This is a genomic window from Klebsiella sp. WP3-W18-ESBL-02 (genome assembly GCF_014168815.1).
In the GTDB taxonomy this organism is placed as follows: domain Bacteria; phylum Pseudomonadota; class Gammaproteobacteria; order Enterobacterales; family Enterobacteriaceae; genus Kluyvera; species Kluyvera ascorbata_B.
Window position 1 is genome coordinate 164,821 of the sequence record NZ_AP021973.1, and the last position, 26,558, is coordinate 191,378.

The 26,558-nt window shown below is 50.2% G+C and carries 25 protein-coding genes; 17 read left to right on the forward strand and 8 right to left on the reverse strand.

Annotation, left to right across the window (positions count from 1 at the left end):
* The first annotated feature begins 94 nt into the window (after positions 1-94).
* Both H7R56_RS25820 and H7R56_RS25825 read left to right on the forward strand, forming a co-directional pair.
* Positions 95-520 carry a hypothetical protein gene (locus H7R56_RS25820; RefSeq protein WP_016241550.1) on the forward strand — a complete coding sequence of 142 codons (426 nt, stop codon included), beginning with the start codon at positions 95-97 and terminating at the stop codon, positions 518-520.
* A 153-nt stretch (positions 521-673) separates the two neighbouring features.
* A complete protein-coding gene (locus tag H7R56_RS25825; protein ID WP_007372337.1) occupies positions 674-1,393 on the forward strand; it encodes an HNH endonuclease signature motif containing protein in 720 nt (239 codons plus the stop codon).
* A 1,528-nt stretch (positions 1,394-2,921) separates the two neighbouring features.
* On the opposite strand, the gene H7R56_RS25830 is transcribed toward H7R56_RS25825, so the two are convergent.
* A complete protein-coding gene (locus tag H7R56_RS25830) occupies positions 2,922-4,040 on the reverse strand; it encodes a replication initiation protein (RefSeq protein WP_016241547.1) in 1,119 nt (372 codons plus the stop codon).
* A 925-nt stretch (positions 4,041-4,965) separates the two neighbouring features.
* Between H7R56_RS25830 and H7R56_RS25835 the strand changes: the two genes are divergently transcribed.
* The 7 genes from H7R56_RS25835 (at position 4,966) to H7R56_RS25865 (ending at position 10,024) form a co-directional block, all read left to right on the forward strand.
* Complete coding sequence (locus H7R56_RS25835; RefSeq protein WP_016241546.1) at positions 4,966-5,214, forward strand: hypothetical protein; 249 nt, start codon at positions 4,966-4,968, stop codon at positions 5,212-5,214.
* Between the two features lie 572 nt (positions 5,215-5,786).
* Entirely contained in the window at positions 5,787-6,653 is an 867-nt protein-coding gene (locus tag H7R56_RS25840) for a RepB family plasmid replication initiator protein (RefSeq protein ID WP_008786567.1), read from the forward strand.
* Positions 6,654-7,063: 410 nt separating this feature from the next.
* Entirely contained in the window at positions 7,064-7,549 is a 486-nt protein-coding gene (locus tag H7R56_RS25845; RefSeq protein WP_007372340.1) for a hypothetical protein, read from the forward strand.
* A gap of 87 nt (positions 7,550-7,636) precedes the next feature.
* The gene (locus H7R56_RS25850; protein WP_009651680.1) at positions 7,637-7,954 is read left to right on the forward strand and encodes a hypothetical protein; all 318 of its coding nucleotides are present in this window, start codon (positions 7,637-7,639) and stop codon (positions 7,952-7,954) included.
* A gap of 21 nt (positions 7,955-7,975) precedes the next feature.
* A complete protein-coding gene (locus tag H7R56_RS25855) occupies positions 7,976-8,374 on the forward strand; it encodes a hypothetical protein (protein ID WP_016241545.1) in 399 nt (132 codons plus the stop codon).
* A 171-nt stretch (positions 8,375-8,545) separates the two neighbouring features.
* Positions 8,546-8,920, forward strand: coding sequence for a hypothetical protein (locus H7R56_RS27805; protein ID WP_223226822.1), 375 nt, complete (start codon positions 8,546-8,548; stop codon positions 8,918-8,920).
* Positions 8,921-9,160: 240 nt separating this feature from the next.
* Entirely contained in the window at positions 9,161-10,024 is an 864-nt protein-coding gene (locus tag H7R56_RS25865) for a hypothetical protein (RefSeq protein WP_016241543.1), read from the forward strand.
* Between the two features lie 193 nt (positions 10,025-10,217).
* Here the strand turns inward: H7R56_RS25865 and H7R56_RS25870 are convergent, their stop codons facing one another.
* From H7R56_RS25870 to H7R56_RS25880, 3 genes are all read right to left on the reverse strand, one after another.
* Positions 10,218-13,298, reverse strand: a complete 3,081-nt coding sequence (locus H7R56_RS25870) for a Tn3 family transposase (RefSeq protein WP_182928827.1) — start codon at positions 13,296-13,298, stop codon at positions 10,218-10,220.
* Between the two features lie 86 nt (positions 13,299-13,384).
* The gene (locus H7R56_RS25875) at positions 13,385-13,669 is read right to left on the reverse strand and encodes a type II toxin-antitoxin system YafQ family toxin (protein ID WP_123282529.1); all 285 of its coding nucleotides are present in this window, start codon (positions 13,667-13,669) and stop codon (positions 13,385-13,387) included.
* The gene (locus H7R56_RS25880; RefSeq protein WP_123282528.1) at positions 13,656-13,919 is read right to left on the reverse strand and encodes a type II toxin-antitoxin system RelB/DinJ family antitoxin; all 264 of its coding nucleotides are present in this window, start codon (positions 13,917-13,919) and stop codon (positions 13,656-13,658) included. The genes H7R56_RS25875 and H7R56_RS25880 overlap by 14 nt, the downstream gene beginning before the upstream one ends.
* A gap of 177 nt (positions 13,920-14,096) precedes the next feature.
* On the opposite strand from H7R56_RS25880, the gene H7R56_RS25885 reads away from it, so the two are divergent.
* From H7R56_RS25885 to H7R56_RS25905, 5 genes are all read left to right on the forward strand, one after another.
* Positions 14,097-14,345, forward strand: coding sequence for a type II toxin-antitoxin system YafQ family toxin (locus H7R56_RS25885; protein WP_012585400.1), 249 nt, complete (start codon positions 14,097-14,099; stop codon positions 14,343-14,345).
* 126 nt (positions 14,346-14,471) lie between these two features.
* A complete protein-coding gene (locus tag H7R56_RS25890) occupies positions 14,472-15,047 on the forward strand; it encodes a recombinase family protein (RefSeq protein WP_001173919.1) in 576 nt (191 codons plus the stop codon).
* A 121-nt stretch (positions 15,048-15,168) separates the two neighbouring features.
* Positions 15,169-15,771, forward strand: coding sequence for a recombinase family protein (locus H7R56_RS25895; RefSeq protein ID WP_010465829.1), 603 nt, complete (start codon positions 15,169-15,171; stop codon positions 15,769-15,771).
* Positions 15,755-18,784, forward strand: coding sequence for a Tn3 family transposase (locus tag H7R56_RS25900; protein WP_182928828.1), 3,030 nt, complete (start codon positions 15,755-15,757; stop codon positions 18,782-18,784). The genes H7R56_RS25895 and H7R56_RS25900 overlap by 17 nt, the downstream gene beginning before the upstream one ends.
* A gap of 236 nt (positions 18,785-19,020) precedes the next feature.
* Positions 19,021-19,866 (forward strand): AraC family transcriptional regulator, encoded by an 846-nt coding sequence (locus H7R56_RS25905; protein ID WP_003464995.1) that lies wholly within the window; start codon positions 19,021-19,023, stop codon positions 19,864-19,866.
* Between the two features lie 29 nt (positions 19,867-19,895).
* Here the strand turns inward: H7R56_RS25905 and H7R56_RS25910 are convergent, their stop codons facing one another.
* Positions 19,896-20,414 (reverse strand): YkgB family protein, encoded by a 519-nt coding sequence (locus H7R56_RS25910; protein ID WP_003464991.1) that lies wholly within the window; start codon positions 20,412-20,414, stop codon positions 19,896-19,898.
* A gap of 730 nt (positions 20,415-21,144) precedes the next feature.
* Here H7R56_RS25910 and sdhC point away from each other — a divergent pair.
* Entirely contained in the window at positions 21,145-21,519 is a 375-nt protein-coding gene (sdhC, locus tag H7R56_RS25915; RefSeq protein WP_005005993.1) for a succinate dehydrogenase, cytochrome b556 subunit, read from the forward strand.
* A 159-nt stretch (positions 21,520-21,678) separates the two neighbouring features.
* On the opposite strand, the gene H7R56_RS25920 is transcribed toward sdhC, so the two are convergent.
* Positions 21,679-22,953: an IS4-like element ISApu2 family transposase gene (locus H7R56_RS25920; protein ID WP_182928829.1), complete on the reverse strand. Its 1,275-nt coding sequence runs from the start codon at positions 22,951-22,953 to the stop codon at positions 21,679-21,681.
* A gap of 156 nt (positions 22,954-23,109) precedes the next feature.
* Here H7R56_RS25920 and H7R56_RS25925 point away from each other — a divergent pair, with 156 nt between their 5' ends.
* Both H7R56_RS25925 and H7R56_RS25930 read left to right on the forward strand, forming a co-directional pair.
* Positions 23,110-23,481 (forward strand): hypothetical protein, encoded by a 372-nt coding sequence (locus tag H7R56_RS25925; protein WP_004099020.1) that lies wholly within the window; start codon positions 23,110-23,112, stop codon positions 23,479-23,481.
* A gap of 317 nt (positions 23,482-23,798) precedes the next feature.
* A complete protein-coding gene (locus tag H7R56_RS25930) occupies positions 23,799-25,067 on the forward strand; it encodes an IS4-like element ISApu1 family transposase (RefSeq protein ID WP_011191342.1) in 1,269 nt (422 codons plus the stop codon).
* A gap of 737 nt (positions 25,068-25,804) precedes the next feature.
* On the opposite strand, the gene H7R56_RS25935 is transcribed toward H7R56_RS25930, so the two are convergent.
* Positions 25,805-26,071 (reverse strand): hypothetical protein, encoded by a 267-nt coding sequence (locus H7R56_RS25935; protein ID WP_003464988.1) that lies wholly within the window; start codon positions 26,069-26,071, stop codon positions 25,805-25,807.
* Positions 26,072-26,240: 169 nt separating this feature from the next.
* Complete coding sequence (locus tag H7R56_RS25940; RefSeq protein WP_003464986.1) at positions 26,241-26,522, reverse strand: DUF427 domain-containing protein; 282 nt, start codon at positions 26,520-26,522, stop codon at positions 26,241-26,243.
* Positions 26,523-26,558 lie beyond the last annotated feature (36 nt).

Sequence of the window (26,558 nt, forward strand, 5' to 3'; positions counted from 1 at the left end):
TTATCGCGTCCCAATCGTCATGCAGGTGTGGTTATTTATTTACTGAAAAGCCATGTTTTAAATAACAGGCAACGATAATCTAACAGGAGCGGCTATGAAACTCGAAAACATTAACAAAGAGCAGCAGCTCTATGTTCTTAAATGTGGCTCTATTCTATCAAGCTACGGATTTGATCTCCTGCATACAAAAGCAACCGCCGTAGCTGACTGGATGGACGTTGAAGCACCAGTAGCTGCACTGGGTACAGAAGAACATTTTGAACAATGTGCAGAACTCATGCGGCGCGGGCAGGTATATGCTAACGCTTCCCGGAAATGCTGCCCCGGTAATCTTTCCCCCCAACTAATTGGGCTTGAAGGTTGTCGTGTTAGAGTCACTACCGATGACGGTGAGGAACGCTGTTTCTGGGTTGCAAAAACGACCGGATGGATGCCGGGTCACCTCGAAGTTCCACGCTCGAATACGGCTTATGGCCACCCTGCACAAGCGCATTACAAGTCAGTTCAGACTATTCGATAAGTCACCGGTGCTCCGATTTCGACATGATGCATACCAACCAGACTCACTACTGTTGTCATCGACAAGAATGACAACAGTAGTGAGTATCTATGGCTTATCCTCGGAAAACAGCCCATTATTCATGCCTCCCTCTTCCGGTATGGCATAGCTCACATGGCTTCAGATAAAAATCAAACCGATAAACTCGCCCGCGATATTAAAGACAAGGTTCTCGCCAGGCCTGCTGGCTCATCAGGAGAACCAGTGGAGTACCGGAGTGTCCATGAATTTATGACACTAACCCGCACGGGAACCCCTGCTGATGCCCGCCAGTTCCGGCTGGCTGTTAAAGCTAAGGGAATAGCTATCTGGCCTGATGATGACCCACGCGTAGGGCAGCAATTTGCACGTGACGGCATTCGCTGGGAAGTTCGTCTGAAGACCTTCCGGCCTGAGAGTCAGGATTCATTTGACGATGACCTGGATGAGAAAGTCTCACCAAAACGCTTTGGATATCGCCGGTACGGTGCGATGTCCCGTCCTGATCAGAAGAAATTCAGCGACAGGGTATACTTCAACTGCATGGAGCGGTGTGTCGTCACCGGTGTGAAGACAAAATGCAGGGGAGAAGCAGCACATCTGATTGAGCATCATAAAGCGGGCTCTGACCACTGGAGTAATGGCCTGTGGCTTCGGGCAGACATACATCGGTTATACGACAACGGCCTGTGTGTGATTAATCCCAGCACCCTGACAATCCATTTCCACCCCACTATCCTGGCTAAGGATGACGATCTCATCGCGTATGAAGCTCGGCCAATATTACCGACAAGAAAACCTGTAAACCCTGCCTGGTTAAAATCCCGGTGGGATGAACTTACCTGGCCGAAGTAAGCATCGTGTCTGACAACGGTAGTGAGGCCTAATCATTACCGTTGTCGTAGCAAACGGGCTTCAATGCTTGGCTCATTATCGTTGTCACCAGTCTGGTCAGCTCATAACTATTGCCATCGGCACTGAGATGCCGTCCTGCGCATCGAACTCACATCCATTGTCACTCGATTTTTGAATCTGCCGGGAGTGTAACCAGTGACAATGGTAATGATCACCTTCACATAATTAACGAACCGTTACTACTGGTAAGAGGGTGCATGGTCGACAACGGTAATGACAATTAAGGAAAGTACCTTTCTGTAATGACAACGGTAGTGGCTTAATGGTTAACCCTTGTCTGGTTACCGGCAATCAAGTACAGGAACTATGACAATGGTAGTGAGTCATTACCATTGTTATGGCTCATCATACTATCCCTATATACAGCAAGTAGACGGCGTTGCTCACTACCATCGTCATTGGTTGCATGGGTAGCAGAATGTTAGATGACAACAGTAGTGATTCTGGTGCTTCACCATCCGCCTGGTGACAACGGTAATGAGTGATCGAGATCACTATCGTTGTCGCAGCGTTCGGTATGGCTACAACCGGCAAGTTGTGCCTCGACAATGGTTGTGATCCCGCACTCACTTGATTCGTCATCGCCGGAACGACCCCACTGAAATGTACTTGGAAACGATGACAATGGTAGAGACTTGAAAAAATCACATCCATTGTCATTGACCAATCAGGTTAGCTACGACAGCGGTTGGACTCATTTCCATTGTCACCGACAGGCCATGTATTCATACAACGACAACGGCAGGGAGTGACGCGGTCACTACCACGGTCATTCATCCCGCCCCTCAAGTACGAGCAGACAGTACGGCGAGTGAATCCTTACCATAGCTACCTGAAAGGCCTGATTAACCTGGAATGCATATGACAACGGTAATGACCAACAGAACTCATTTCCGTTGTCATTGTGCTGGTGGAGCAGTAAGAACTTGGTCTGAATCATGAATGACAACGGTAGTGAGTATTCTTAGTCAATACAGTGGTCATTCAAATGCGCCGGGAGCAAATGACAGCGGTAGTGAGTCAAATCACTCATTACCGTTGTCATTGTGTCATGGGAATCAGCGATAAATCCGTACTGACGATGCCGACAATGGTAGTGAGCGGTATGAGGTCTTCTCCGAGAAGCTGCTCTGGAGAGTTGTCGATGATGACAACAGCAGTGAGCTGCCAAGACTCATTGCCGATGTCATGGTGTCATGGGTATCAGCGATTTGTCTGTACCGGCGATTCCGACAATGGTAGTGAGCGGTGTAAGACCTTCCCTGAGAAGCTGGTCTGGAGAGATGTCGATGATGACAACAGTAGTGAGCTATCTAGTCTCATTACCATTGTCATGAGTGGTCACCCCGCAATGACAACAGTAGTGACCGCGTCACTCAATACCGTTGTCATTAAGCTAAACAGGATTCTCTGACGATGTGCAGGGAGGGAGGGTTCCAGGCCGTCATCTGACAGCCCGGAGGGAATGCTAGCTGGCGGGATTGTTCTTTTTCTGGCTTCTAAGGCTGCGAATGTAGTGAAGTTCTTCAGCTGTTAAGTCATGGATGGTTAACGTTTCATCCCCATCAATGGGCTCATCTGGTGGGCACAATTCACCTTCCAGTGGCTCACCATTATTTTTACCCGACGTGCCATTGTTCTCCTCATCAGCATCACCCTCGCCATCACCATCAGGTGGTGGTTGGATATTGTTCAGATTCAAATCAGGATCGCGTTTGTGGATCTGGAAATAAACCTTCCCATCTTTTTTTACTTCGGTGTACTGAAGGTAACCAATGGATGCCAGCTCCTCCAATGCCTTACGTACTGTGGCGTTCTGGCTGTTGGCACGGGTCTTAAGATTTAATCGGTTCTTAAGTCTCGTTAAGGAGATCGGGATTGGATTTGGTGGAAGTGACTCAATGAACGTGTAAAGCGCCTGTGCGCTCTCTTTTTTCGCCAGTTCCTTGATAGCCTTCAGCTGCATCAAAACCTTGTGGTCGTACTGATACAACTCGAATATCTTAGGGTCTATCTGTAGCTCTACCTGATCAGAGTCCGGGTCAAGCAAGGCAGACTGCACCAGGTGCGTCGTATACACCTTTGACGAGTGGGTGCTGGTGAAGGACAACATCACGGATGCCAGCCTGCGTAACGACGCGTCGATACGCTTACGGGATGCGGTAGAGGAACGATAATTTTCAGGGTTACAGAGCTTCAGAAACTCAGTAAATTTGAGGCTGATCTTATCGTTATCAATCGGATGGTTAGCTAGCGTTCGGATGATTCCCATCCACGTTTTGAAGTCAACAGACATATCGAGGCGCTGACCCACGATCGAGATATTGGTGAAACCCTCGCTCTCCATCAAAGAAAGTGTCTGTAGTTCTTTCGTGGCATCAAAGCCAACAGTTTTGTATTCACGACTCTGACGGCCAACGCTTTTTGGTGATGGCACAAACAACCCAAGGCGCATGAGCGCGATAGACTGAACCGTCCTGCTGCTATTAGGACGTAAAATAATTTCTTTACCTGTCTCTCTCTCTGTTACAGAGAAAGCCCTGGTAACCATCTGGCCTTGCTGCTCAGAATCTTTCTCATTGGTCATAGTGGTTTATCGACTGTATTAATCAACAGATTATTGAATACTATCGCCCAAAGCCCTCAGTGTCACTTAAGGGATCTCTGCGACGATCTCAGATTGTGCATAAGTCCAGGCTAAAAAAACGCCACGACTAAATATAAAACTCTGAAATTCACATAAAAACAAATACATACGTAGTTTATCAACAAAGGATCAATTCCGGTGAAAAAGATCCTTTAAAAAATCACTACCATTGTCGCCGCAATCACTACCGTTGTCAAAAAACTCACTACTACCGTTAAAAAACTCACTACCAATGTCAAAATAATCACTACCGTTGTCACCGATTGGCTTCCAGGCCTTGTGCCGTCTGGCTTCCGAGCTGCGGGGATCTCTTGTGATCTATGGGAACTCGTAAGGTACTAATTATTGGAACTACCTTGTGGAAAATGGGGATAAATTCTCTCTTCGAGTTAAATCAACATCGAATAGCTAAATTGTCGAAAATATGTACGGGCATGAAAGGAAAATGCGTATAGAAAACAGTGGATAAGATTTTAATAATTTTGTTTCATCATACAGGTGATAGATGGTATCTATATGAATTATAATAGAAATATACTCAAAACTCTTTAAGAGTTATACCTTCAGATCACACAATAAAACTCACTACCATTGTCACAAATACTCACTACTAACGTCGAAATAGTCACTACCAATGTCATTTTAATCATTACCAATGTCAAAAAAGTCATTACCATTGTCATAAAATGCCCTTGAGCCCAGTAACCATGCGGCTTGCAGCGTACAGGGATCTCTTTTGTACTCCGTTGCACCTTTGGGATCTCTTTATTGGAACTGTCCTGTGGAAAAGTATCTTTTTTGCCTTCGTCAGCTACTGACTCGGTGCTTTACTGATTGTGTAAACAAAACGATAAGAGGCACTCACATGTACGCAACTGCAAAAGAAATTATCGCAAAGCTGCAAAAAATGAACCCTGACGAAAAGGTGCTAGTCCGTGTCTGGTACAAGTCTGATGTTCAGGAGTTAGCAATAGACCGAAACATGCCGCAGGTTTCAGCTAGCGAAGCTGAGTCGACCTTAGCGTTGATAGACCGAACTCACGATGGTGATATCGGTATCAACTGGGATGTTGTTCAGAGTGGTATTGAGACAGTTCGTAGTGGCCAAATTTAAGCAACCGAGTAACAAGGACGTGACTCAACTAATCCACATATCCACCGGGTAGATCAACAGATCGATCCAGATTAAGACCAAATAGAACCAAAAAGATCCCCGCTCCCGCAAACCCGCAGCTGGTAAGCTCTGAAGACCTGCCCCGGTGGGGTTGAGAGGGAAAAAAGTGAGCTCTGAAGGGCTGTCGGTGGGGTTAGCCTGGTAGCTGGTGGTGTTCAAAGGGAATAACGGTGGGATTGGAAGGGGAAAGGAACTTAATTATCAACATCTGCTGTGCTAATGAAAACATCAAATAAAAACATAATCATACGTAACAAATCTCAAAAATAGGTGATCGGTATTCATTTTTTGTCCACACTGGCAGCAGATCAAAAATTTGATGTCAACGACATTTATCCGATTCATCTCTGAAATAACGTATTGATTTAGTACAAATAAAAACCAATACCCGATAAATGGGGACTAAATGACCCCTATTTCTCATGATCAATAAAAATCACCGTGATACATTCGCCCGGACTGGGCATTCCAAGATACCCGGAAAATAACAATAAAACTGGGGGATCCACACGATGAACTCGAATGAAGTTCTTCTTTTCAAGGACGCTATTCCCGACTTCAATCAGCCGTCGACTGGAAAGCTGACGGTGACAAAAAATTCATCAGTACAACCTGTATCACTGCTCCGCCTGGGCGTTTTTACTCCCAGTTGCCGAACAGAGGCAACGGTCACGCTAAACGTGACGGAAGCGCTATCCAGTCTGGAAATTGCAAAACAGGAAGGGTACACGGACATAAAGATCACCGGCCCGATGCTGAATTATTTCCAGGACTTCCGGTGCTGGACAGCAATCGTCCATTCCTTCAGCGTATCGCCTGATGCGCTGAAAGGTAACCGGATTAAAATGCCCTTTAGTGAATTTGCCAAACTCTGCGGCTACCCATCAAAACGCTACAGCACGAAACTGCGCAATGAGATAGCCGATTCGTTGACGAAGATTCGCTCAAAAAGCATTCGGTTTGAGAAGAACCCGGGGATCACCAAGTTCAAAGTAGCCGGGTTGCTGAAAGAGGCGGAATTTGATGGTGAAAGTGATTACATCATCCTGGAAGCCGACGAACGACTCTGGGATTTGTACCGTTCAGATCATCTTACTCTGTTGCGGAAGAAACCCCTGGAGCTACTTACCAGGAATGAAACGGCTCAGGCGCTCTATACATTTTTTGAAGCGCTACCTCAACATCCAGCCCCGATCACCTTTGACAGACTTCGACAGCGTTTACTGCTCAATGGGCGCATTGCCGAACAGAACCGGAAAATGCGAACTGCTCTCGATGTGCTTGCCAGCATCGGTTACCTGAAATTTTACTACCTGGTGGACACCAGCGTACCCACCATTCAGATCACGGATCGGAATCCCAAACTAACAGGTTCCTGATGTTTGAAACGTCTTTTTGCCCGGTTCCGGGAATGTGCTGTCTCATTCCCACCGGTCAAAAACACTAAGTTGACGTTTCCCTCTCAAACCCACCCGTGATTTTGTAGTCGCTAAAGGATAAATAGTCCCATTTACATCTGAAAAGCTGATGGGGCGCGTCAGGCCTCTATTGAATACAACTTGTATTACCATGAAAAATAAAGAAAATAACACTCCTCTTTATAATTACTGCTGTTCGCCTAATCCCAAAAAGATACTTTTTTAATCTGCACAGTTTTTATCGCCGGTGGGAACGAGAGGGAAGGGGAAAATATACCCGGTGGGATTGAGAGGGAAGGCCTGTAGAAAACAACCCGACAATCTTTTGTCGGCTGGAATGACCAGGGTAAATTAAGTTCTGGAGGATAGTTATGACTTCGACATTTGGTAAGCAGCTGAAGCTTTATGCAGACCGGCAAACGGGCGCAAAACGTACTGCTCTTGATTTTCAATATGTGGTTTCGCCTGGTAAGGATGCGTTTCCCACGGTGAACATCACTATGGCTCCGATTGCTGATGGCGCAAAAGAAGCCCAATGGGAGCTTAAGCGCGTCATCCAGCTGAATCGCTATGAATTAACTCAATGTTGCGCGGTATTGTTCGGGCTGGAAAAGGAGATGAGGGCAAACTTTCACGGAACCGATAAAAACAAAGGTTTTACGCTCATCAACAATGGTGCATCCGGCTGCGGGATAAACTTTTCTCATGGTGGGGATATGCTGACGCATATGTTGAACCATGCCCAAAGAATGGAAGTAGGGGCATTTATTCTGAAACGGCAGGCGGATGCGTGGGATATGAGTGTCAGTGACGTTCTTGCACTTTTGCGTCAGTCCGTGGCCATCAAACGGGCATAAGATCACGAAGCAGGTTCAAGAACAGGCTTACCGTACAACAATTTTCAAATCCAAACTGACCCTACTTAACTTCAACTGGAAGGCGCTATGACAGAACATCAGCAGAATAGAAATGTTTGTGAAGTCGGGTTAGCCTGTGAAGCCATGACGATTGATCCCAAAACCATTCAGTCAGCAGTAATGCGTAAAGAAGCCACGCAAGTTGTTATTCCTCACTTTAAGGGGGTTTGTCCTGCTTTTGTCGAATGGGCTGAACAATGCTTACCTGGCGATAAACTTCCTCGTGGGAAATTTTTTAGGTCACGAGAATGGATGCGTCAGTTCACCACTTGCCAGATAAACTACAAGACAGATCATCCAGATGAAGGAAAGTATGGATGGCTTTTTGAAGGAACCAAATATTGAAAAGTTAAGGAGATATGATTAATGCTAATTTATGCCGCAGATCTGATTTTACCCTTAAAAATTCTGCTGGTGGTATTTGTCGTGACTATCATAGGCGCTACCATCGGGTTGAAATTTGTACGCTCCGAAAACAAGATCGTTTGCATGTGGCTCGTGCCAATAGGCTGTCTTGGGGGAATTTTTGCATTGATGATGTTTCCATCAATTACCACAAATGATTTGTTGCTCGGCAAGAGATGGTCGGAAGATTGTCGCGTGGTCGAAAAATACGAACGCCACGCTTTTGAAGCACCGACGAACCGGCTGATTTGTTCGGGGGTTGATGAGCATGTTAATTCAGAAAGTTATGCGGTATTAACGAAAGCTTACCGGGAGCGGGGGGGAGAACTTATTTCGGGATCCCATAGTGTTGAAAACTAGCCTTCAAATCTAATGCTACGGAGTTTTCATGAATAATAATCACAATGTTTTTCCTTGCAATGAATTGGGTATGGGTGATTCCAAATCGGAATTGGAAAGACTCCTTGAATTATGTGAATCCACTCCGCAAACAGGCGAGCCTAACCCCCAGATAGCTAATATGCAAGCATTTTGGAATCGATAACTGGTGGCTCATCTCATATCACTGGCTTCAATTTTTGCTCTCATATTCTTAATGGCCGTAAATTTTCCACACTCAACGATGCAGAGATAAAACAGCTAACATCTCTTCGCAATGAGGGGCGAAAAGACGGTTTTGTGGTCAGAATTCAACCTGTTGATGTAACCCCTGAACTTCAGCTTGAAAGGTATCTTGCGTCAAGTTGGGAAAGCGAAATCGAGATTTATAAACGCGTACCGTCGATTGTCGTGATCTGTAAAATCTCAGGTCTGTCTGCATTGGCAGGCTCGGGGAACAAAATGTTTTTAAATATGGATTACTTAAGTTGCGGAACTGAAACTGATGATCAGGATTGCCAGGATTAAGTCACTGATTGGCGGTTGCAACGAGCTTTGGGTTTGTTAGACTGGCCTGACATACCTTCCCCCATCGCGGGGTGCGTTGTCGGAGTATCAAAATATTGTTTTCCCCTATGCGGGGTTTAATTAGTGAGTAGCGACTGCCCGGGTTAGCGCCTGACCCGTGTCAGACTTCTGAAGGATATTTTGATATTAACCGTCCAGCTGGACGGTTTTTTTTCGTCTGTTTTTAATTTGGATAGTGGTATGGGTAGAAAAAAACAATCAAACCGCAGTGTATCAGCGCCAGCTGTTGATGCTGAAAAAGAAATTATCGACCCGAGATGGAACATCTTTTTCTTTGCGGCAATTGACCGACCGTGGGTGCTTAACCCGCATCTTTTTTACGCTGAACAAGCGCAGGAACGTTTGCTGTCGCAGTTCAGTGATGTGGAGATCAGGAGTGAAGCGACAAAGAAAGGCGAGTCATTTATAGAGTCAGCTGGAGACTGGTTCAATCCTGATTACCACGACGAAAGTGACGTATACGAGAATATTGAACAGATTGAAGCTTGCCACTGGGTTGCGTTGCGGGAAATGAAGGTCACGGTCACGCTTTCCCTGACCGCTGGGATGTACCACCAGTTTGACAAGGCATTACGAGATCTGCTTATCCGGGAGGCCAGAAGCTGGCGGTGGCTCGACATGGTTGTGATATCAGATTTGATCTGGAACCTCAGTTTTCCGAGGCTTATGGATTTGATGGAATGGCTGGGTATTGAAGTACGAAACATGCCATGTTTCCCGTTAATCAGTGCATGTCATCAGGTTGTCAACGTTTATAAACATGGAGATGGTGATGCCCACCAGAAACTGGTTAATGCTCACCCGGAGTACTACTCAGTATGGCAATGCGAAGGTTATCCGCAAGAGAGACCAGCTCGCCACGAAGAACTTGAAGTTTCCGAGGAACAGTTTAGAGAATTTGCCGAGGCGATAACGGTGTTCTGGAAGAGTCTGCCGGAAGGACTATCTTATTCGGGGATGGGAAAAGAGCCTAAGTGGTTTGGCAAGGCTTATGAAAAAGTGAAGTGCGACAAAGAAAAACGCGAGCGTAAAGCGGAAGAATAGTGGGGCACTCTAGCCCCACCGAAACAAAAGGAGAGTCAGACAGCCGGTGACGGTTGCCAGCCTGATTGAGTCTGGATCCATTTGCCTACGGCTAAATTTGCCCAACGCGCCAAAAATGTAAAGTTAGCTTTTGGGATCTAAGATGAATGGCTTAGCGTACGTTTTCGTTCCGTTGGACTCTAAGCTTCAAACATTACTCAATTGATGTCTCACTATCCGTCAAGGCTTGCAGCCAATACTCTGGATCTGCATATCGGGCTACCAATGCATCAATATCTATCTTTGAAGTCGATGGACTAAATTCAAAACTACCGTACATATTGATGTGTTGCCAGGCTACAGGCGAAATGCCCTGAAGCTGGGTCAGCGCGTTTTGATCTCCCACTGCTTGTTTTTGTTCATAGACACGAGAAAGCAACACGGTATTGTAATAGATGACCGCATTAGTGATCAGTCGGGAACATTCATTCCAGATCTGCTGTTCCTCTTCGGTTTTAACTCTGAACTTTCCGCCGTTGACGAACGCGACCGCTCGCCGCAATCGATGATAGGCTTCTCCTCGATTCAATGCTTTTTGTACACATTGACGTAAACCAACATCATCGATGAATTCGAGGATATAGAGGGTACGACATATATTTTCCAGCTCCCATAACGCTTTCTTAGTCTGATTCTGTCGTGAATAGCTGGATAGTTTGCGGACAATCGTGGCCTGAGTGACATCTTTCTGGGCAAGTGACGCCATAATGCGTTGAATATTGGGCCACTCACGTTCAATCAATTCGTCATTCGTTTTTCTGGATGGTTTGATCAACCAATCACCATATTCAGCGGGGTTTTTGGAACCCACCAACGTTTCCATTTTTTTATGTAGATCGCGGTAACGCGGTGCAAAATAATAGCCAAAGGCATGCAAGATCCAGAAATTAACCTGATTGGTGCCATGCGTGTCGGTGGAATGTCGTTCCGGTTTTATGTCAGATGTATTGTTATGCAGCAAATCGAAAACGTAATGGCTTTCGTGTTCATGCGTACCGATGATCTTGGCATTAATGGGGACATGGTTCGCAACCAACGTGTAAGCACTTACACCCTTCTGTAATCCAAAATATTTGGGTGAATACCGGGCGTTGAGTGTGTTGATTTGTGTTTCCATTCGCTGGCCATCGCTGCTGGAATGCAGTGTGTCCTGAATATCATAGAGATGAAATGCCGGTAGCTGGCTGGTCGCGTTACTAATGGCATCGTTTGCTGCACGCAGAGTTTCCAGTCGGAGATAATTTCTGGATGTTCCTGCCATGGCTGGAGCACTCAGACCTGATACTTCGGCCATTTTGGATAACCCCATATTCGTTCCCATGGCGACAATACAGGCGAATATTTCACGGGGATCAGCTTCATGCTTAACATAACGATCCAGCACATGAGTAAATGCGCTCAAAAATCCAGTATTTCCGGCAACAAACCACAACAAGTCAGCAATTCCAATTCCCGGTAACTGACTATAAAAATCGCTATTTATCGGTTCATCTGTGCTGGGATAAAGGAGTTTCCAACGGCGTTTTTCGGCGGCACCGATCACTTTGATATGCTTGTTAACACCCTCAGTAATGTGTTGATTGATGGCTGTGTAACGAGCTTCTATCATGGCATGAAATTCAGCCAGCGTGTCCTTGATTGGCGCTAACAAAATAGGCGCACTGATCTCACGCAATATCTGTTCTTTATCCTGCCACCGAAGATCACTAATCAAATCGTCCTCAAAACGCCGAAATTCATTACTGTTTTTAACATATAAATCACCGGCTTCCAGTGAATTTCGCAGTAAGCGATAGACCAGAAATTCATAGCGATCTACATCGAGATCCTTGAGCGTATTGCCCTCTTTACGGAACAAATAACGGCGTAACCCTTTGGGGATGATCTCGGTCGGAAACAAACTAGGGTCTGTTTGCCGGGGTGATTTATCTGTCCGTAATAGATTTTGTAAAAACTCAATCGCCTCCAGCAAGGGCGAGTCTTCTACCCGTCCAGCAAAATCCAGATCAGAGAACAACTGTCGAAGATTGCGTTTGAAGGTCGCCGATAATTTTGTGTAATGCGACCATTCAAATGCAGTCTTGTCGAACGCAATATTGCGTAAATAATCAGAGACCAGCGGAAATTGTTCGGGGTCAAGTAACGTAAACGCTTTTTCCTTGATGGATGAAAAAGGCGTGTCATCAGTGATCTGGTCATCTGTAAACAGACTCAGTACATGACCCGCAGCCTGCAAATTCTTGGATGCACTTGCAACAGCATTGTTCATGGCTTCTTCAGCGGCACGCTTGGCTTGTTTCTCATATTGATCGACCCAGTGGATCAACGCCTCGATCAAGTTGTCATTGATTTGCCGGAACCGATGGAAAGCAAAAAACAACAGATACAATTGGGCTGTTTCTTTTTTCATGCGCTGGAGTTTGTAGGTGGTGTAGAACTTGACCAGAGAGGCGTAATACTTCCCGCTTTCATTAGAAATACCGGCTGTCGTCAGGAATTGCTGAGCAAATTCGTGCAACGGTTGGAAAAATTGCCGACGTGCAACTTCTTGCCGCAATTCTTCATAGCTGAAATCCTTGGCCTCATGCTTCAGTGCGCTGACGCGAAACAAACCCGAATCAGCCTGGAGCAAAGCAGTTAACTGCTGAACAATAAGCGGATCCATTGATGTGTTGAGTAATTGAGCAATACGGGTACGTTCATAAGCTACAACCCGGCCAATCATCTCCTGCATATACCGATAACTTGGCATAACAATGCGGTGTAGCTCTAAATACTGGATTAATTCACGGAAAATATAGATGGGTTGTGTCGATAGCATCGCTATCCGCTGTGCTTTGTCTTCCAGAGCAGCTTTGGCTTCGCTGTCACACAACTGATAATTAAATAACTGAAGTATTGAGCGCTGTTGCTCTGTCCTGATGGGTCTCGATGGACTTTTTAGTGATGAAAGCGTTCTAGCTGGAAAATGTTGCGTTACGATATAACGCAGGTCATTCAATACTGATATTTCTTGTTCATAAAGAAAAAATTGCCGTTTGGCTTTGAAATAACCCAGTTGTAACACCAAATGGGCTGCGACAGAAAACGTGCGGATATCTTCTACCGCTTCACGTTCCTTGGCGCTTAAGTCAAAATATAACCGACGGTCGTCATCCGAAAAATTAGGTAGACCAAATAGTTCGTCTATCTCATGAGAGGATAAAATGGATAATCGACGCGGCTCATTCGCCATAGTTGATGGCCCTAGAAATTTTTGCCATTAGAACACCTGCGTTAATGAGGAAACATAAACCGCTTTCCCCTTCATTACCGCAGTTCTTATAACCCTAATTCGCTATGTGACCCTAAACGAACAAGCTGCAATACGGTGTCATCTGGTTTTCGGTAAATTAAAACCAGATCGGGCTTAACATGACAGTCCCGATGATCTTTCCAGTCACCTGAGAGCGGGTGATCGCGTAGTTTTTCAGGCAATGGCAAATCATTTGCCAAAACTTGAACTATCAACGAAAACTCGGCACCGGCAAGAACCGCTTTGTATTGCCCTTTGCTTTCGCGTTTAAAATCTCGCTTGAACTGGCTTGTGTATTCAATCGTCCGCATTGAGATCAGCCATTAAATCATCAACTGTTGCGAAAGATTTCAACCCACCTTTACGAGCTTCTTTCATAGCTTCAATAGTTTCAGCATTGGGTACCAATGGCTCGAATGGCAATGCTTTTTCACGGGCAACACGAGTCAGCATGATCCGGAAAGCATCAGATACAGTCAGCCCCATCGATGCCAGAACGATAGTAGCTTCTTCTTTGATGTGTTCATCAATACGGGCACGTACAACGGCATTTGCAGACATAATTTAATCCTCATGTTTGTTTGGGCTACAATGTAGCTCAACTTTATTTTAGGCCATAACTTTAAAAAAAGCCATGCTATATCGGAAAACAAGTGTTTTACGACACGTCAATTTCTTTGATGATCGGTGTCATTTTCAGAAGACGACTGCACCAGACAACGCGGTTTGAAGGCTGTTGTGCAGTCGTCTATTGAACGAACAGTATCAGGAGTCCGCTGCACGAATGATGACCTCAAGCCGGTTCTGGTCGCGCTGGCGACCGATCAGCCCCTGGATGTGCGATACCGCGACCACGATCTTTCCGGCGATTGGGCGGGCTACCGCGAATGCCACATCAAGCCCGACCTGCTGCTGATCTACCGCAAGTCCGACGCCGACACCCTGCGACTGGCGCGGCTTGGCTCCCATAGCGAGCTGTTCGGCTGATGCCAGTCGCCTTGTCCGCCAAACGATCATTAGGCGGCCAAACCGGACGCCTGTCCGAAAACATCTTGCGCAACGGGATGACGGACAATAAGATAGGCGGACGGTATAACGGACAAATGGGCGGAAATGGCACTCATCGGCTATGCGCGGGTATCGACGGCGGAACAGGACACCGCCTTGCAGACGGATGCGCTGCGCAATGCAGGCTGCGAACGGGTTTTCGAGGACACGGCATCCGGGGCCAAGGCAGACCGGCCCGGCTTGGCCGATGCGCTGGCTTATCTGCGCGATGGCGATGTGCTGGTCGTCTGGCGGCTGGATCGGCTTGGCCGCTCCCTGCCGCACCTGATTGAGACGGTCGGCAAGCTGGAAGCACGGGGCGTCGGCTTCCGCTCGTTGACTGAAAACATCGACACCACCACGCCGGGCGGACGGCTCATCTTCCATGTGTTCGGTGCGCTGGGCCAGTTCGAGCGCGACCTGATCCGCGAGCGCACCAAGGCCGGGTTGACCGCTGCCGCCGCACGCGGGCGCAAAGGCGGACGCAAGCCGGTTGTCACTGCCGACAAGTTGCAACGAGCGCGGGAGCTTGTCGCCAACGGCTTGAATGTCCGCGAGGCCGCCGCACGCCTCAAGGTAGGAAAAACCGCTCTCTACGCTGCCTTGCAGGCGGCCAGTTCTGGCAGTGCAGCCGACTCCTGATATTTCGTGCAGTCGCCTTCTGAAAACGACACTACCTGTGCAACACCCCCTCAAAAATGTACGGAAAACTCTATCGCTATTCACTATTATGCGGAAACCTGTTTTTGATGGTTATCCGCCTATGTTGGTTGGCTACATGCGCGTGTCGTCGGACTCCGACCGCCAGAGCACGGACTTGCAGCGCGACGCGCTGCTCGCCGCCGGCGTCGATCCGCGTCACCTGTTTGAGGATCGTGCCTCTGGCGCGAAGGATGACCGTGCCGGCTTGGCGCGGGCGCTTGAGTTCGTTCGAGCCGGCGATGTGCTGGTGGTGTGGAAACTCGACCGGCTCGGTCGCTCGCTGTCGCACCTGCTCGCCATTGTGACTTCGCTCAAGGACAAGCGGGTGGCGTTCCGCTCGCTGACAGAGAACCTGGACACTACGACGCCCTCGGGCGAATTCCTGTTCCAGGTGTTCGGTGCGCTCGCGCAGTACGAGCGCGCCTTGATTCAGGAGCGCGTCGTCGCGGGCTTGGCCGCCGCACGCAAACGCGGCCGGATCGGCGGCCGGCCGCAGGCGATCACTGGTGAGAAGCTGGACGCCATCGTCGCCGCGCTCGATGGCGGCATGTCTAAGGCGGCGGTGTGCCGCAACTTCAATGTCAAGCGCACTACGTTGATCGAAACATTGACGCGAGCAGGTTGGCGTGGTGCGGGAAGGACGGTCGATGAGCAACAAGAATAAGCTACTCACCGTCTTTTCTGACGCAGAGCAGGAAGCCTTGTACGGCCTACCGGACTTCGACGATGCTCAGCGGCTGGAATACCTGGCGTTGACCGAATCTGAACTGGCGTTCGCCAGCAGCCGGCCTAGCCTGCAGGCCCAAGTCTATTGCGTCTTGCAGATCGGCTACTTCAAGGCCAAGCATGCTTTCTTCCGCTTCGATTGGCATGAGGTCGAGGACGATTGCGCCTTCGTGCTGAGTCGCTATTTCCACGGCGAAGCGTTCGAACGCAAGGCGATCACCAAGCATGAGCACTACAGCCAGAGGGGTAAGATCGCCGAACTGTTCGGCTACCGGTCGTGGGCGGCTAGCTTCCTGCCGCAACTGGCACAGCAGGCTGAACAGATCGTGCGGCGCGACGTAATGCCAGGATTCGTGGCCGCCGAACTGATCGTTTGGCTCAGCGAGCACAAAATCATCCGGCCCGGCCACACCACCTTACAAGAGCTGGTCAGTGAAGCCCTGTCCACCGAACGCAGGCGCTTGGGCGGCTTGCTGGCAGAAGTGTTGGACGAATCGGCCAAAGCTGCGCTGGGCCAGCTCCTGGTGCGTGACGACACCCTGTCTCAACTGGCAGCGCTCAAGCAGGACGCTAAAGATTTCGGCTGGCGTCAGATGGCAGGGGAGCGCGAGAAGCGCGCCACGCTGAAGTCCTTGCACGGGATCGCCAAGGCGCTGCTGCCCAAGCTCGGCATCTCGCAGCAGAACCTGCTGTACTACGCGAGCCTGGCGAACTTCTATACCGTCCATGACCTGCGCCACCTGAAGGCGGAGCAGACCCGGCTCTACCTGCTGTGCTATGCCTGGGTACGTTACCGGCAGCTCACCGACAACCTGGTCGACGCGATGGCCTTCCACATGAAAAAACTTGAGGACGAGAGCCGCACGGGTGCGAAACAGTCCTTTGTCGCCGAACAGCTGCGACGCCATCAGGAAACGCCGCAGGTTGGCCGCCTGCTGTCGCTGTACGTGGACGACAGCGTGGCCGATCCGACGCCGTTCGGCGAGGTGCGCCAACGCGCCTACAAAATCATGTCCAGGGAATTGCTGCAAAACACGGCGCAGCGCATGAGCGTCAAGCCACTGAACAAACTGGCGCTGCACTGGCAGGCGGTGGACGGCCTGGCCGAACGCATTCGACGCCATCTACGGCCGCTGTACGTCGCGCTCGACTTCGCCGGCACGGCCCCCGATAACCCATGGCTCGCGGCGCTGACTTGGGCCAAGAGCGTGTTCGCCAAGCAGCAGCGCCTATCACAACGGCCACTCGACGAATGTCCGGCGGCAACGCTGCCGAAACGCTTGCGTCCGTACCTGCTGATGTTCGATGCCGAAGGCACGCCGACAGGCCTGCATGCCGATCGTTACGAATTCTGGCTTTACCGTCAGGTCAGGAAACGCTTCCAGGCGGGCAAGCTCTACATTGACGACAGCTTGCAGCACCGGCATTTGTCCGACGAGTTGGTTTCGATGGACGAGAAAGCCGCCGTGCTCGCGCAGATGGACATCCCCTTCCTGCGGCAGCCGGTCAGTGCCCAGCTCGATGCACTGGCGGCCGAGTTGCGTGCGCAATGGGTGGCGTTCAATCGCGAGCTGAAACAGGGCAAGCTGACGCACCTGGAATACGACAAGGACACGCAGAGACTGACCTGGCGCAAGCCCAAGGGGGAGAACCAGAAGGCGCGCGAGCAAGCTCTCTACGAGCAACTGCCATACTGCGATGTCGCCGACGTGTTTCGCTTCGTCAACGGTCAGTGCCAGTTCCTGTCGGCGCTGACACCATTGCAGCCACGCTATGCGAAGAAGGTAGCCGACGCCGACAGTCTGATGGCGGTGATCATTGCCCAAGCCATGAACCACGGCAACCAGGTTATGGCACGTACCAGCGACATCCCGTACCACGTCCTGGAGAGTACCTACCAGCAGTACCTGCGCCAGGCGACGCTACATGTGGCCAACGATTGCATCAGCAACGCCATCGCCGCACTGCCGATCTTCCCGCATTACTCGTTCGACCTCGATTCGTTGTACGGTGCCGTTGATGGGCAGAAATTCGGCGTCGAGCGACCAACTGTGAAGGCGCGCTACTCGCGCAAATATTTCGGCCGCGGCAAGGGCGTCGTCGCCTACACGCTGCTGTGCAATCACGTGCCGTTGAACGGCTACCTGATAGGCGCACACGAGTACGAGGCTCACCACGTGTTCGACATCTGGTACCGCAACACGTCGGACATCGTGCCGAGCGCGATCACCGGCGACATGCACAGCATCAACAAGGCCAACTTCGCCATCCTGCACTGGTTCGGACTTCGTTTCGAGCCGCGCTTCACCGACCTCGACGACCAGTTGCAGGAGCTGTATTGCGCCGATGATCTGGCATTGTACGAGAAATGCCTGATCCGGCCGGCTGGCCAGATCGACCGGCAACTCATCGTCGGTGAGAAGGCGAACATCGACCGAATCGTCGCCACACTGGGCCTGAAGGAAATGACGCAGGGCACGCTGATCCGCAAGCTGTGCACCTATACGGCGCCGAACCCGACGCGGCGCGCAATCTTCGAGTTCGACAAGCTCATCCGCAGTATCTACACACTGCGCTACCTGCGCGACCCGCAACTGGAGCGTAATGTTCACCGCTCGCAGAACCGCATTGAGTCCTATCACCAGCTACGCTCGACCATCGCCCAAGTCGGTGGGAAGAAGGAATTGACCGGCCGCACCGACATCGAAATCGAGATCAGCAACCAGTGCGCCAGGCTGATCGGCAACGCGATCATCTTCTACAACTCGGCGATCCTGTCCCTGCTGCTGACGAAGTACGAGGCAGCTGGCAATGCCAAGGCGCTGGCGTTGATCACGCAGATGTCGCCAGCGGCCTGGCGGCACATCCTGCTGAACGGGCATTACACCTTCCAGACTGACGGCAAGTTCATCGACCTGGATGCGCTCGTGGCGGGACTGGAGCTGGGCTGACGGAAATTTCTGGGATTCCGGCGTACAACCCCGTAAAATAGAAGAGTGAGCACTTGATTTGCTGGTGCTTTCAAACAACGGTGTTGTTTTTTTAACAGCCGAACTGGAAAGGGAGGCTGAGCTGCTCAGTGATCACTTTATCCGTTGGCTGATTTACGCCGGCATGTTCGCTACAGGCACTGAACGACAACGCAGATGGTATGGTCTGTGCGTTCTGACTCGTCAAGGATCGGCCAATGGATCGTTTGTCTAATTTGCTCTCGCGGTTCGGCGTGCGGGCCAATCTGTTCTATGACGGCGACCTATGCGGCTCTGCATCTTACGATGGCGCCGAGCGGCGAGGTTATATCCATCTGCTTCAGGCCGGCAGCGTGACGTTGCTTGGTCCCGATCGCAAGGATTTGCAGCTCACTCGCCCTAGCTTGATTTTTATGCCACGCCCCGCCAAGCATCAATTGTTTGCGGGTGAGTCCGATGGCGCAAAGTTGTTGTGTGCTTCCATGGAGTTTGAGGGCGGAATTGATAATCCTTTGTCGGCTTCATTACCGGACTGTTTGGTGCTCGCACTCGATGATCTGCCCATGCTGGCAGACACGTTGGAGTGGATGTTTGCCGAGGCGGCAAATGTGCATTGTGGAAGGGAAGCCGCGCTTGAGCGCTTATTTGAGCTCCTAATCATTCTGTTGCTCCGTTACCTGCTCGATCATCACCAGTTGCGCACCGGAATGATGGCTGGACTGGCCGACATGCGGCTTGCCCGATCGCTTTTACAGATGCACAACTCCCCGGAACATGCCTGGTCAATAGCAGAGCTGGCCAGTGAGTCAAATATGTCACGCGCTGCGTATGCCGTGCATTTCAAGAGTGTCATCGGACAGACGCCTGCTGATTATTTGTTGAGTTGGCGAGTTAGCCTGGCTCAGAAGCTGATGCGAGAAGGGCGCTCGATTACGCTGATTGCAGCTCAAGTCGGCTACGAAAGTCCTTCGGCGCTGTCTCGCGCATTTAGACGCAAGACGGGGTTGAGCCCTCGTGACTGGTTGAAAGATCTGGCGGGGGAAAATGATGGCAAAAAGGCCTAAGGCATTACTGCCTTAAGCCATTGAAAAAATTATGCATTAATTTTACGTTTTTCCAGTTCAACCAGCGAATGGCCTGCCACAAATATCGAAACAGCAAGCAACCCTAAGTCTTTAAGCAGAAACTGACCTGGCGCAACGGAAATCGCCGGAAACCCTAAACTAGGCTCAATGACGCCCGGAGTGGAAAACATAAAGCTAAGGGTTGTGAAGAACAGGCCTGCAGACAGAGCGCCTCCTACCACGGATAGTTTGGGCGACAGCATGCGGCCTGCGATCAGAGTGCCGATCGAAATCTCTAGTATGCCGAGCAGGCTGGAGAACATGTCGACCGAAAAAATGCTATACACCCATCCCAAAAGCGGGCTGTTGCTCACCAGTGGAACCAGGCCCTCGGCCTCGTAGTGGGTAAATTTCATGCCGCCGAACCAGAAGTAAATAATAGCGAGAGCCAAGTACGCGCCATAGATACCTAGCCCCATAGTTTTGGTTCCAAGCGTTAAGTGGGCCTGTACGCTGGACTTCGAGTTTTCAATGCCTATGGTTTTCATGTCTGAGCTTCCAGTAGTGAGTGAGAGTGTGTTGGCTGCCGAACGCCGTATGCGTTGGCGATGAGATGATTATAGCTGGCATCTCTAATCAAGAGGCATCAGAAAGTATTGATTTCAGTGCAGATCGTCTTGGGCGGTGCAATTCGCGATGAAGGGATCGCCGTGGAGAGCGATGAGTGCACTATTTCGATAAAGGAGTCGTTTTACATAGGTCGATGAAGCGCGTTGCGGCATCGCCTACTGTCATTTCTCAAATCTGACTATGGGGCTTGGGGCGAAGGGCGGCACTGACTAGGCTTAGAACAGCTACCAACTAGCCGCGCGGCCGCGATGCACAAAGAATGGTAACTGAGCCGTGAGTGCGGTGGGCGCCCGCATTTATTTCCAAACCCTACAGATACATCGATCTTCGACTTCAACCGGGCAGATAGCTGTTGCAGCAAGCCTATCAATCGACTTTGACGTGTTAAAGAGGATAGGTTTTCCAGGGTTGGGGAACAGCATGCCCTGCAGAACGACACACGTCACTTTTGTTAAATTAATAAGCTAGCTACCTATTGGGCATAACCTTGCAATTTGCTTCAATTTACGCACATGCACTTGCGACCTCAAAATGCAACGTAAGCCCCGAATATCTCCATTATTGTCGCCGCCAGCCTTAGTTACAGCTGCTATGATGAATGAGATCGAAAACTGAAATCCCCCACTAGAATTGTTGACTGGAGTCAAAATGAATAAAAAGCGGCCGGTTAATCTTGATATTCGAACCATTCAGCTTCCTCTCACGGCGCTTACATCGATTCTGCACCGGATTTCAGGAATTATGCTCTTTATTTTTCTGGGACTGATACTGTATATGCTGAGCAAATCGTTGGAGTCAGAAAAGGGTTTTAATGAAGTCAAGGAGATTTTTTCTTCACCTTTCGGCAAAGTTAGTTTCTGGTTGGTATACTCTTCATTTATTTATCATCTCGTAGCCGGAATTCGACACCTAGTTATGGATGTGGGTGTTGGTCATACTTTGAAAGGCAGCAATCGCGCCTCTACTATTGTTTTAGTAGTGTCGGGTGTTTTAATGGTTGCTGGCGCCGTATGGATTTGGTAGCTGTGGAGTCGTAATGCGTATTTACAAGGACTAAAAGCGTCCTTTAAAGCTAACTTACGAAAGTATTTATAATCGACGGTTCACGCTTAAACGGTTGAATCCTTTCGGGCTTCCGAATAGCTGTTAGCTGAAAGCTATCATGAGCTCATGTACAGAACCTTAAGCGGCAAGCGAATTAATAATACCGTCTAACGTGTTGTTTTTCTTGGATTTTCTCTGCCTACTCTTTTTGCCGTTTTTGGATAAATACACCATTGCCCACTCCAACTTCTCTGTTATTTCCTGCCACGCACCATGGATGATGCTCGCCAATATCGGCATTAACCAAAGCGCGCTGTTTTTGGCAATCTTCAGCATCGATAACTCCGCGCTGCCAATCAGCGTCAGCGCCAGCCGACGTTTGACCAGCAAGGCCAGCAAACTAGCCCAGATCAAGCCTTCCGCTATCGCTTTTTGTCGTGTCGCGAACGCCTTCAACCGGTTATGTGATTTCAGCTCTTTGAACAACAGTTCGATCTGCCAACGGCAACGATACAATGCCATCACCTTCTCGGCTGGCCATCGCTCACGCGGAAGATTGGTCATCCATATACAGAACCGTTTTTCCTCTGCAAACCAACGTCTTATGAGTCGATATTTATACTTTCCCGAACTCACATCCAGATCCAGAACCTCGGCTCTGCAGCTTCTCCGATCGATATCCTTGAGCTTTTTTCCGAGTAACTTGGGCATTTCCCTGCCGTCCTGTCGGTAAGCTGCCTGTACTTTGGGATTGAGATTTTGACTCCCTCTGACCAGATAGCTTCCTTTGGCTTTGGTCACATCAGCAAAGTACTCGCGGCTGATGTAACCGGCATCCGCCAATAACAGTTTGTTATTTAACGAATTTGCGGCCGGAAGATGCTTGCGCTCCGATTCGGTATCCGCCGTGATACTCATCGATATCGGCGACTGGTCCAGCAAGGACATGGTCATATGACACTCTACCGCAGCGGGGCTGTGCTTATTGAATCGGCCCGGGAAATGTTCTGCCAATTGCGGATGTAACGCGAATGACGACCCGTCCTGCAGCAGTACCTGCTCAAAGCCTGCCAGTCCGTGGGCGTCCGGTAGACACTCCTTGAGGCGTAAGGCGATGGCTCGTTCAACCAGTGCGCGCATGAACAAGGGAAAACCCTGCTTGCGTAACTGGTTGTGAAAGAGTTTATACGCTATTTGGTCAGTATCATGGAGCTGCAACGCATTGAAATGGCGATGCAAACCAGCAATACCATCCACCTTGTCGCAACCAAGCCCTGAGAGCAGAGCCGGGAGTAGTCTCGCAGGCTGGATATCCCGGAGTCGCTGACAAAAACCGGTAAATTTACCGATCCGGTTGAGTTCAGAAGAGCTAAGAAGTTGCTTGAGGTACTGGGTTGCATTTATAATAGTCATGGCTTCGGGCGTGTCGGTTTTTTTTTGCGATTAAATCAGATCACAAACGAAGCCTTTTTTCTATCTATTTCAATTGGTTGTAGCTAAAGATCCTGTACATGACAGGTCACTGCAGCGGCCAAACTGTTGCCACATCTCAGTTCAGGAGGAAACGCAATGACTCAGGAAAGGATCCAGACCCGCTACCCACTCGGCGGCCCCTTCGCCACCCAGGCTGAGCTGGAGCAGGCCATCACCCAGGCCATAACGACCCACAGACAAGATTTCTTCCCTCTGCTGGAACGGCTGGTGGACGTGGGGGACACCCGGGTCAACCTCAGTCAGGAGAACCCGCTGCGGGTGCTCAGCATCGAACTCGCTGACGGCCGTGAAGGAGTGGCCCATATCAACTACGAGTCCAACTTCGCCGAGAGCTGCCTGATTATCAACGAATACGACCAGCACCAGACCAGCCTGGCCTTTCGCCTCGACGGGGATGCACTTATCTTCGACGTCGAACTGCCGATCGCGTGGAATTTCAATAACTGAAGATTCAGCGGTGTAATGCCGCCTGGTTGCTACACCCGGTCAGCCAGCTCCCCTCACCCTAACCCTCTCCCAAAGGGAGAGGGGATCAGCCCGTGCCAACCTCCAGCCGTGGTAGTCACTCCATACTCTGCTGTTATTTCAGGCGCCTGTAATCTTCCCCATATGGCTGTCATCTGAATAGCAATATCCAGCATATAGCCACCATAACCCTCACTCATGTACAGGATCTTTAGCGGCAACCAATTGAAATAGATATAAAAAAGGCTTCGTTTGTGATCTGATTTTATCGCCAAACAAAATCAACACGCGCGAAGCCTATGACTATTATCAACGCTAATTACTATCTGGAGCAACTCTTGGCTCCCGCCGCACTCGAGCGCATTGCTCGGCTCTGCAAGTTTTGTCTGCGTCAGCGTGCCATTACCCCAGCCATGCTCGTACCTGCACTGCTGCGGGCCATGGGAGGCGACCAGGTCAATGACATTGCCGGTTTACACCGCCATTTCAATGCCTTGCAACTGGTAAACACCCATCAGGTTTCTTACAAACCGTTTCACAATCAGCTGCGCAAAGAGAGCTTTGCCCTGTTTATGAAAGCCCTGGTCGAGCGGGCCATCGCCTTGCGTATCGACCATCAACTCAAAGCAGCCTCCCTCGGCGCGTTCAAGCAGGTGTTACTGCACGATGGCACCTCCTTTGCGGTGCATCGGCGCCTTGCTGCTGATTTTCCCGGCCGGTTCAAGACCATCAGTCCGGCAGCTATCGAGTGCCATATGACCATGTCACTGTCGGAGCAGAGCCCGTTGTGCATGAGTGTGTCTGCCGATACCGCAGGGGAACGGCAATTTCTGCCTGAAGCCCACACGCTGACCAACTGCCTGCTGCTGGCTGACGCAGGTTACATTGATAGGGCTTGGTTTGAGCAGGTGAACGACGCTGGCGGATTTTATCTGGTGCGCGGCACGAAAAGCCTGAACCCCAAGATAATCCAAGCCTGGCGCGGTGATGGACGGGAAGTACCCAAGCTGGCGGGACTATCTCTGAGAGAGGCCGGACGGCGACGCTGTCGGGCCGAGGTACTGGATATGGTGGTGAAGTCCGGCCAGGTCGAGTACCGGTTGATCCGGCGCTGGTTTGCTGAGGAAAAGCGGTTCTGTCTGTGGATGACGAACCTACCGCGAGCAGCATGGTCAGCAGAGCAGGTGATGAGCCTGTATCGCTGCCGTTGGCAGGTGGAGTTGTTATTTAAAGAGTGGAAATCGCACAACCGGCTCAAGGGGTTTGTGACGGGCGAGAAAGCGATTGCCGAGGGGTTGGTGTGGACGAGCCTGCTGTCGCTGGTGATGAAGAGACGGGTCGCGCAGAGTGTGATGAGTGGGGCGCTATCGATGCTGAAAGCGTCGAAGAACAGTGCGACGTGGTGGCTACCGCTATTGGAAGCAGTGGCCCATAGGGCGCTGACAGAAATAAGGGAAAGATTGGAATGGGCTGCCGATTATTTGGCCAAGAACGCCTGCCGAACCAAGCAGAGAAAGTCGATACAGAACAGGACCTTGGAAGGCGTTTTAAATGGACTCGCCGCTTAAGGTCCTGTACATGATCATGAGCTAAGTTTTCTGTGCATCATCAAATGTGTTAATGGGAGCGCCATAGTACTAGGTACAAATATGGCTCTAGGACAATGTTAGATGTTTTGGATTTTGAGGCGGATCGCTCTTATCGAAGATCGTCTAATTCGCTCTGAAGCGCAGGTTTTTTGAAACTATCACCTGGTTGGCACACTGTGCGAATCAACATCAGATATGAGAAAGCCAATCAGGTGAACACTACCCTCGAGGGCTCATCTGTCCAGTTAAAGCCTCGAGTCTTTCTGGGTGCGCAAAAGACAAGAAGGTTATATGGGAAAATTATGAGGCCTGGATACCATGCGTCATGGGCGTGCCGATGCTGTGAGTGACAGAGCGAGAAGCAAGTGAAAGTCCCTGAAGTAGGGGCGGGATGCGCCCGAGTGGCATTTTTTGTCTTAAGGTAGATCGCGTAGCTGTTCTTCAGAATAATCTTCAGAGCGTTGACGACAGCCATCGCTGTGCATTCCTCAAGAATAGAATGTGTCGGAAGGGTGGCGTCATTGGTGTTAGTCATCGCTTAGGATTTCTCAATCTGGCTTACACGGGCGCCTGTACCGATATCCCCGCGGATGGCGACGTATCGATGTTGAATTCCTCGCCAGACGAAGTGCAATGAGCTGCGGCTATAGGCTTGCGCAGCCTTAGATAGCCGGCCGTCGCAGGCGCGCCGGTTGGCCGGGATCTTCTTCTGCCCGTCAGGTGTCCGGTCGGAACTCCAGCACGAACGCTACGACCTTTTCGGCGGACATTTCGCACGGCTTCAACAATGTCCTATCTGATGTAACGCGGAAGAGGTTGAAGCTGACAATGTCAGTCCCGTCCAACTCCCTGGCGAACAGACTGTTGCGACGTCCGTCCCCAGATCGCCGGACGATCAAGCTGAAACGCCGGCCTTCATAAGTCCCTTCTCTGTATCCCTCCGCAAGCTTCGCGAAAGCGGCATCGAACTCGGAATGCTCCATGTCATCCATCCTTATTGATAGAACAGAGGCGCGGCGGGTGCGAGACCGCCAGTGCCGGGTCGCGCTAAGGTGCCGGGCAGATTCCTGCAGCCGACGAGGCCCGGGGTGGGCAGGATAATTGAGATGTCGGCGCCCGCATGGCTATCAGCGAAGTCGTCCGTCCAGTCTGCTAGGCAACGTCCACGCCTTTCCAGAAAGCGATGTAATCCCGGATACCCTCGGCATCCGGAGTGGGGGCGGGATAGGTCCAAGCGGCGTTCACGTTGAGCGCGTCACCCGCGCGAACATGAAAGAAGCGCGCGGCGCCTTTGATCGGACAGACAGATGTGTGCGGGCTCATCTCAAGCAGGCTCAGGTCGACTCCTGACGGTGGGAAGTAGTGATTTCCCTCGACGATGACTGTTTCGTCGCTTGTGGCGATAGTAGTGTCTTTCCAGATGGCTGAGACCAACGGACTCTCCTTTTGTATTCATCAACCGGCGAAGGC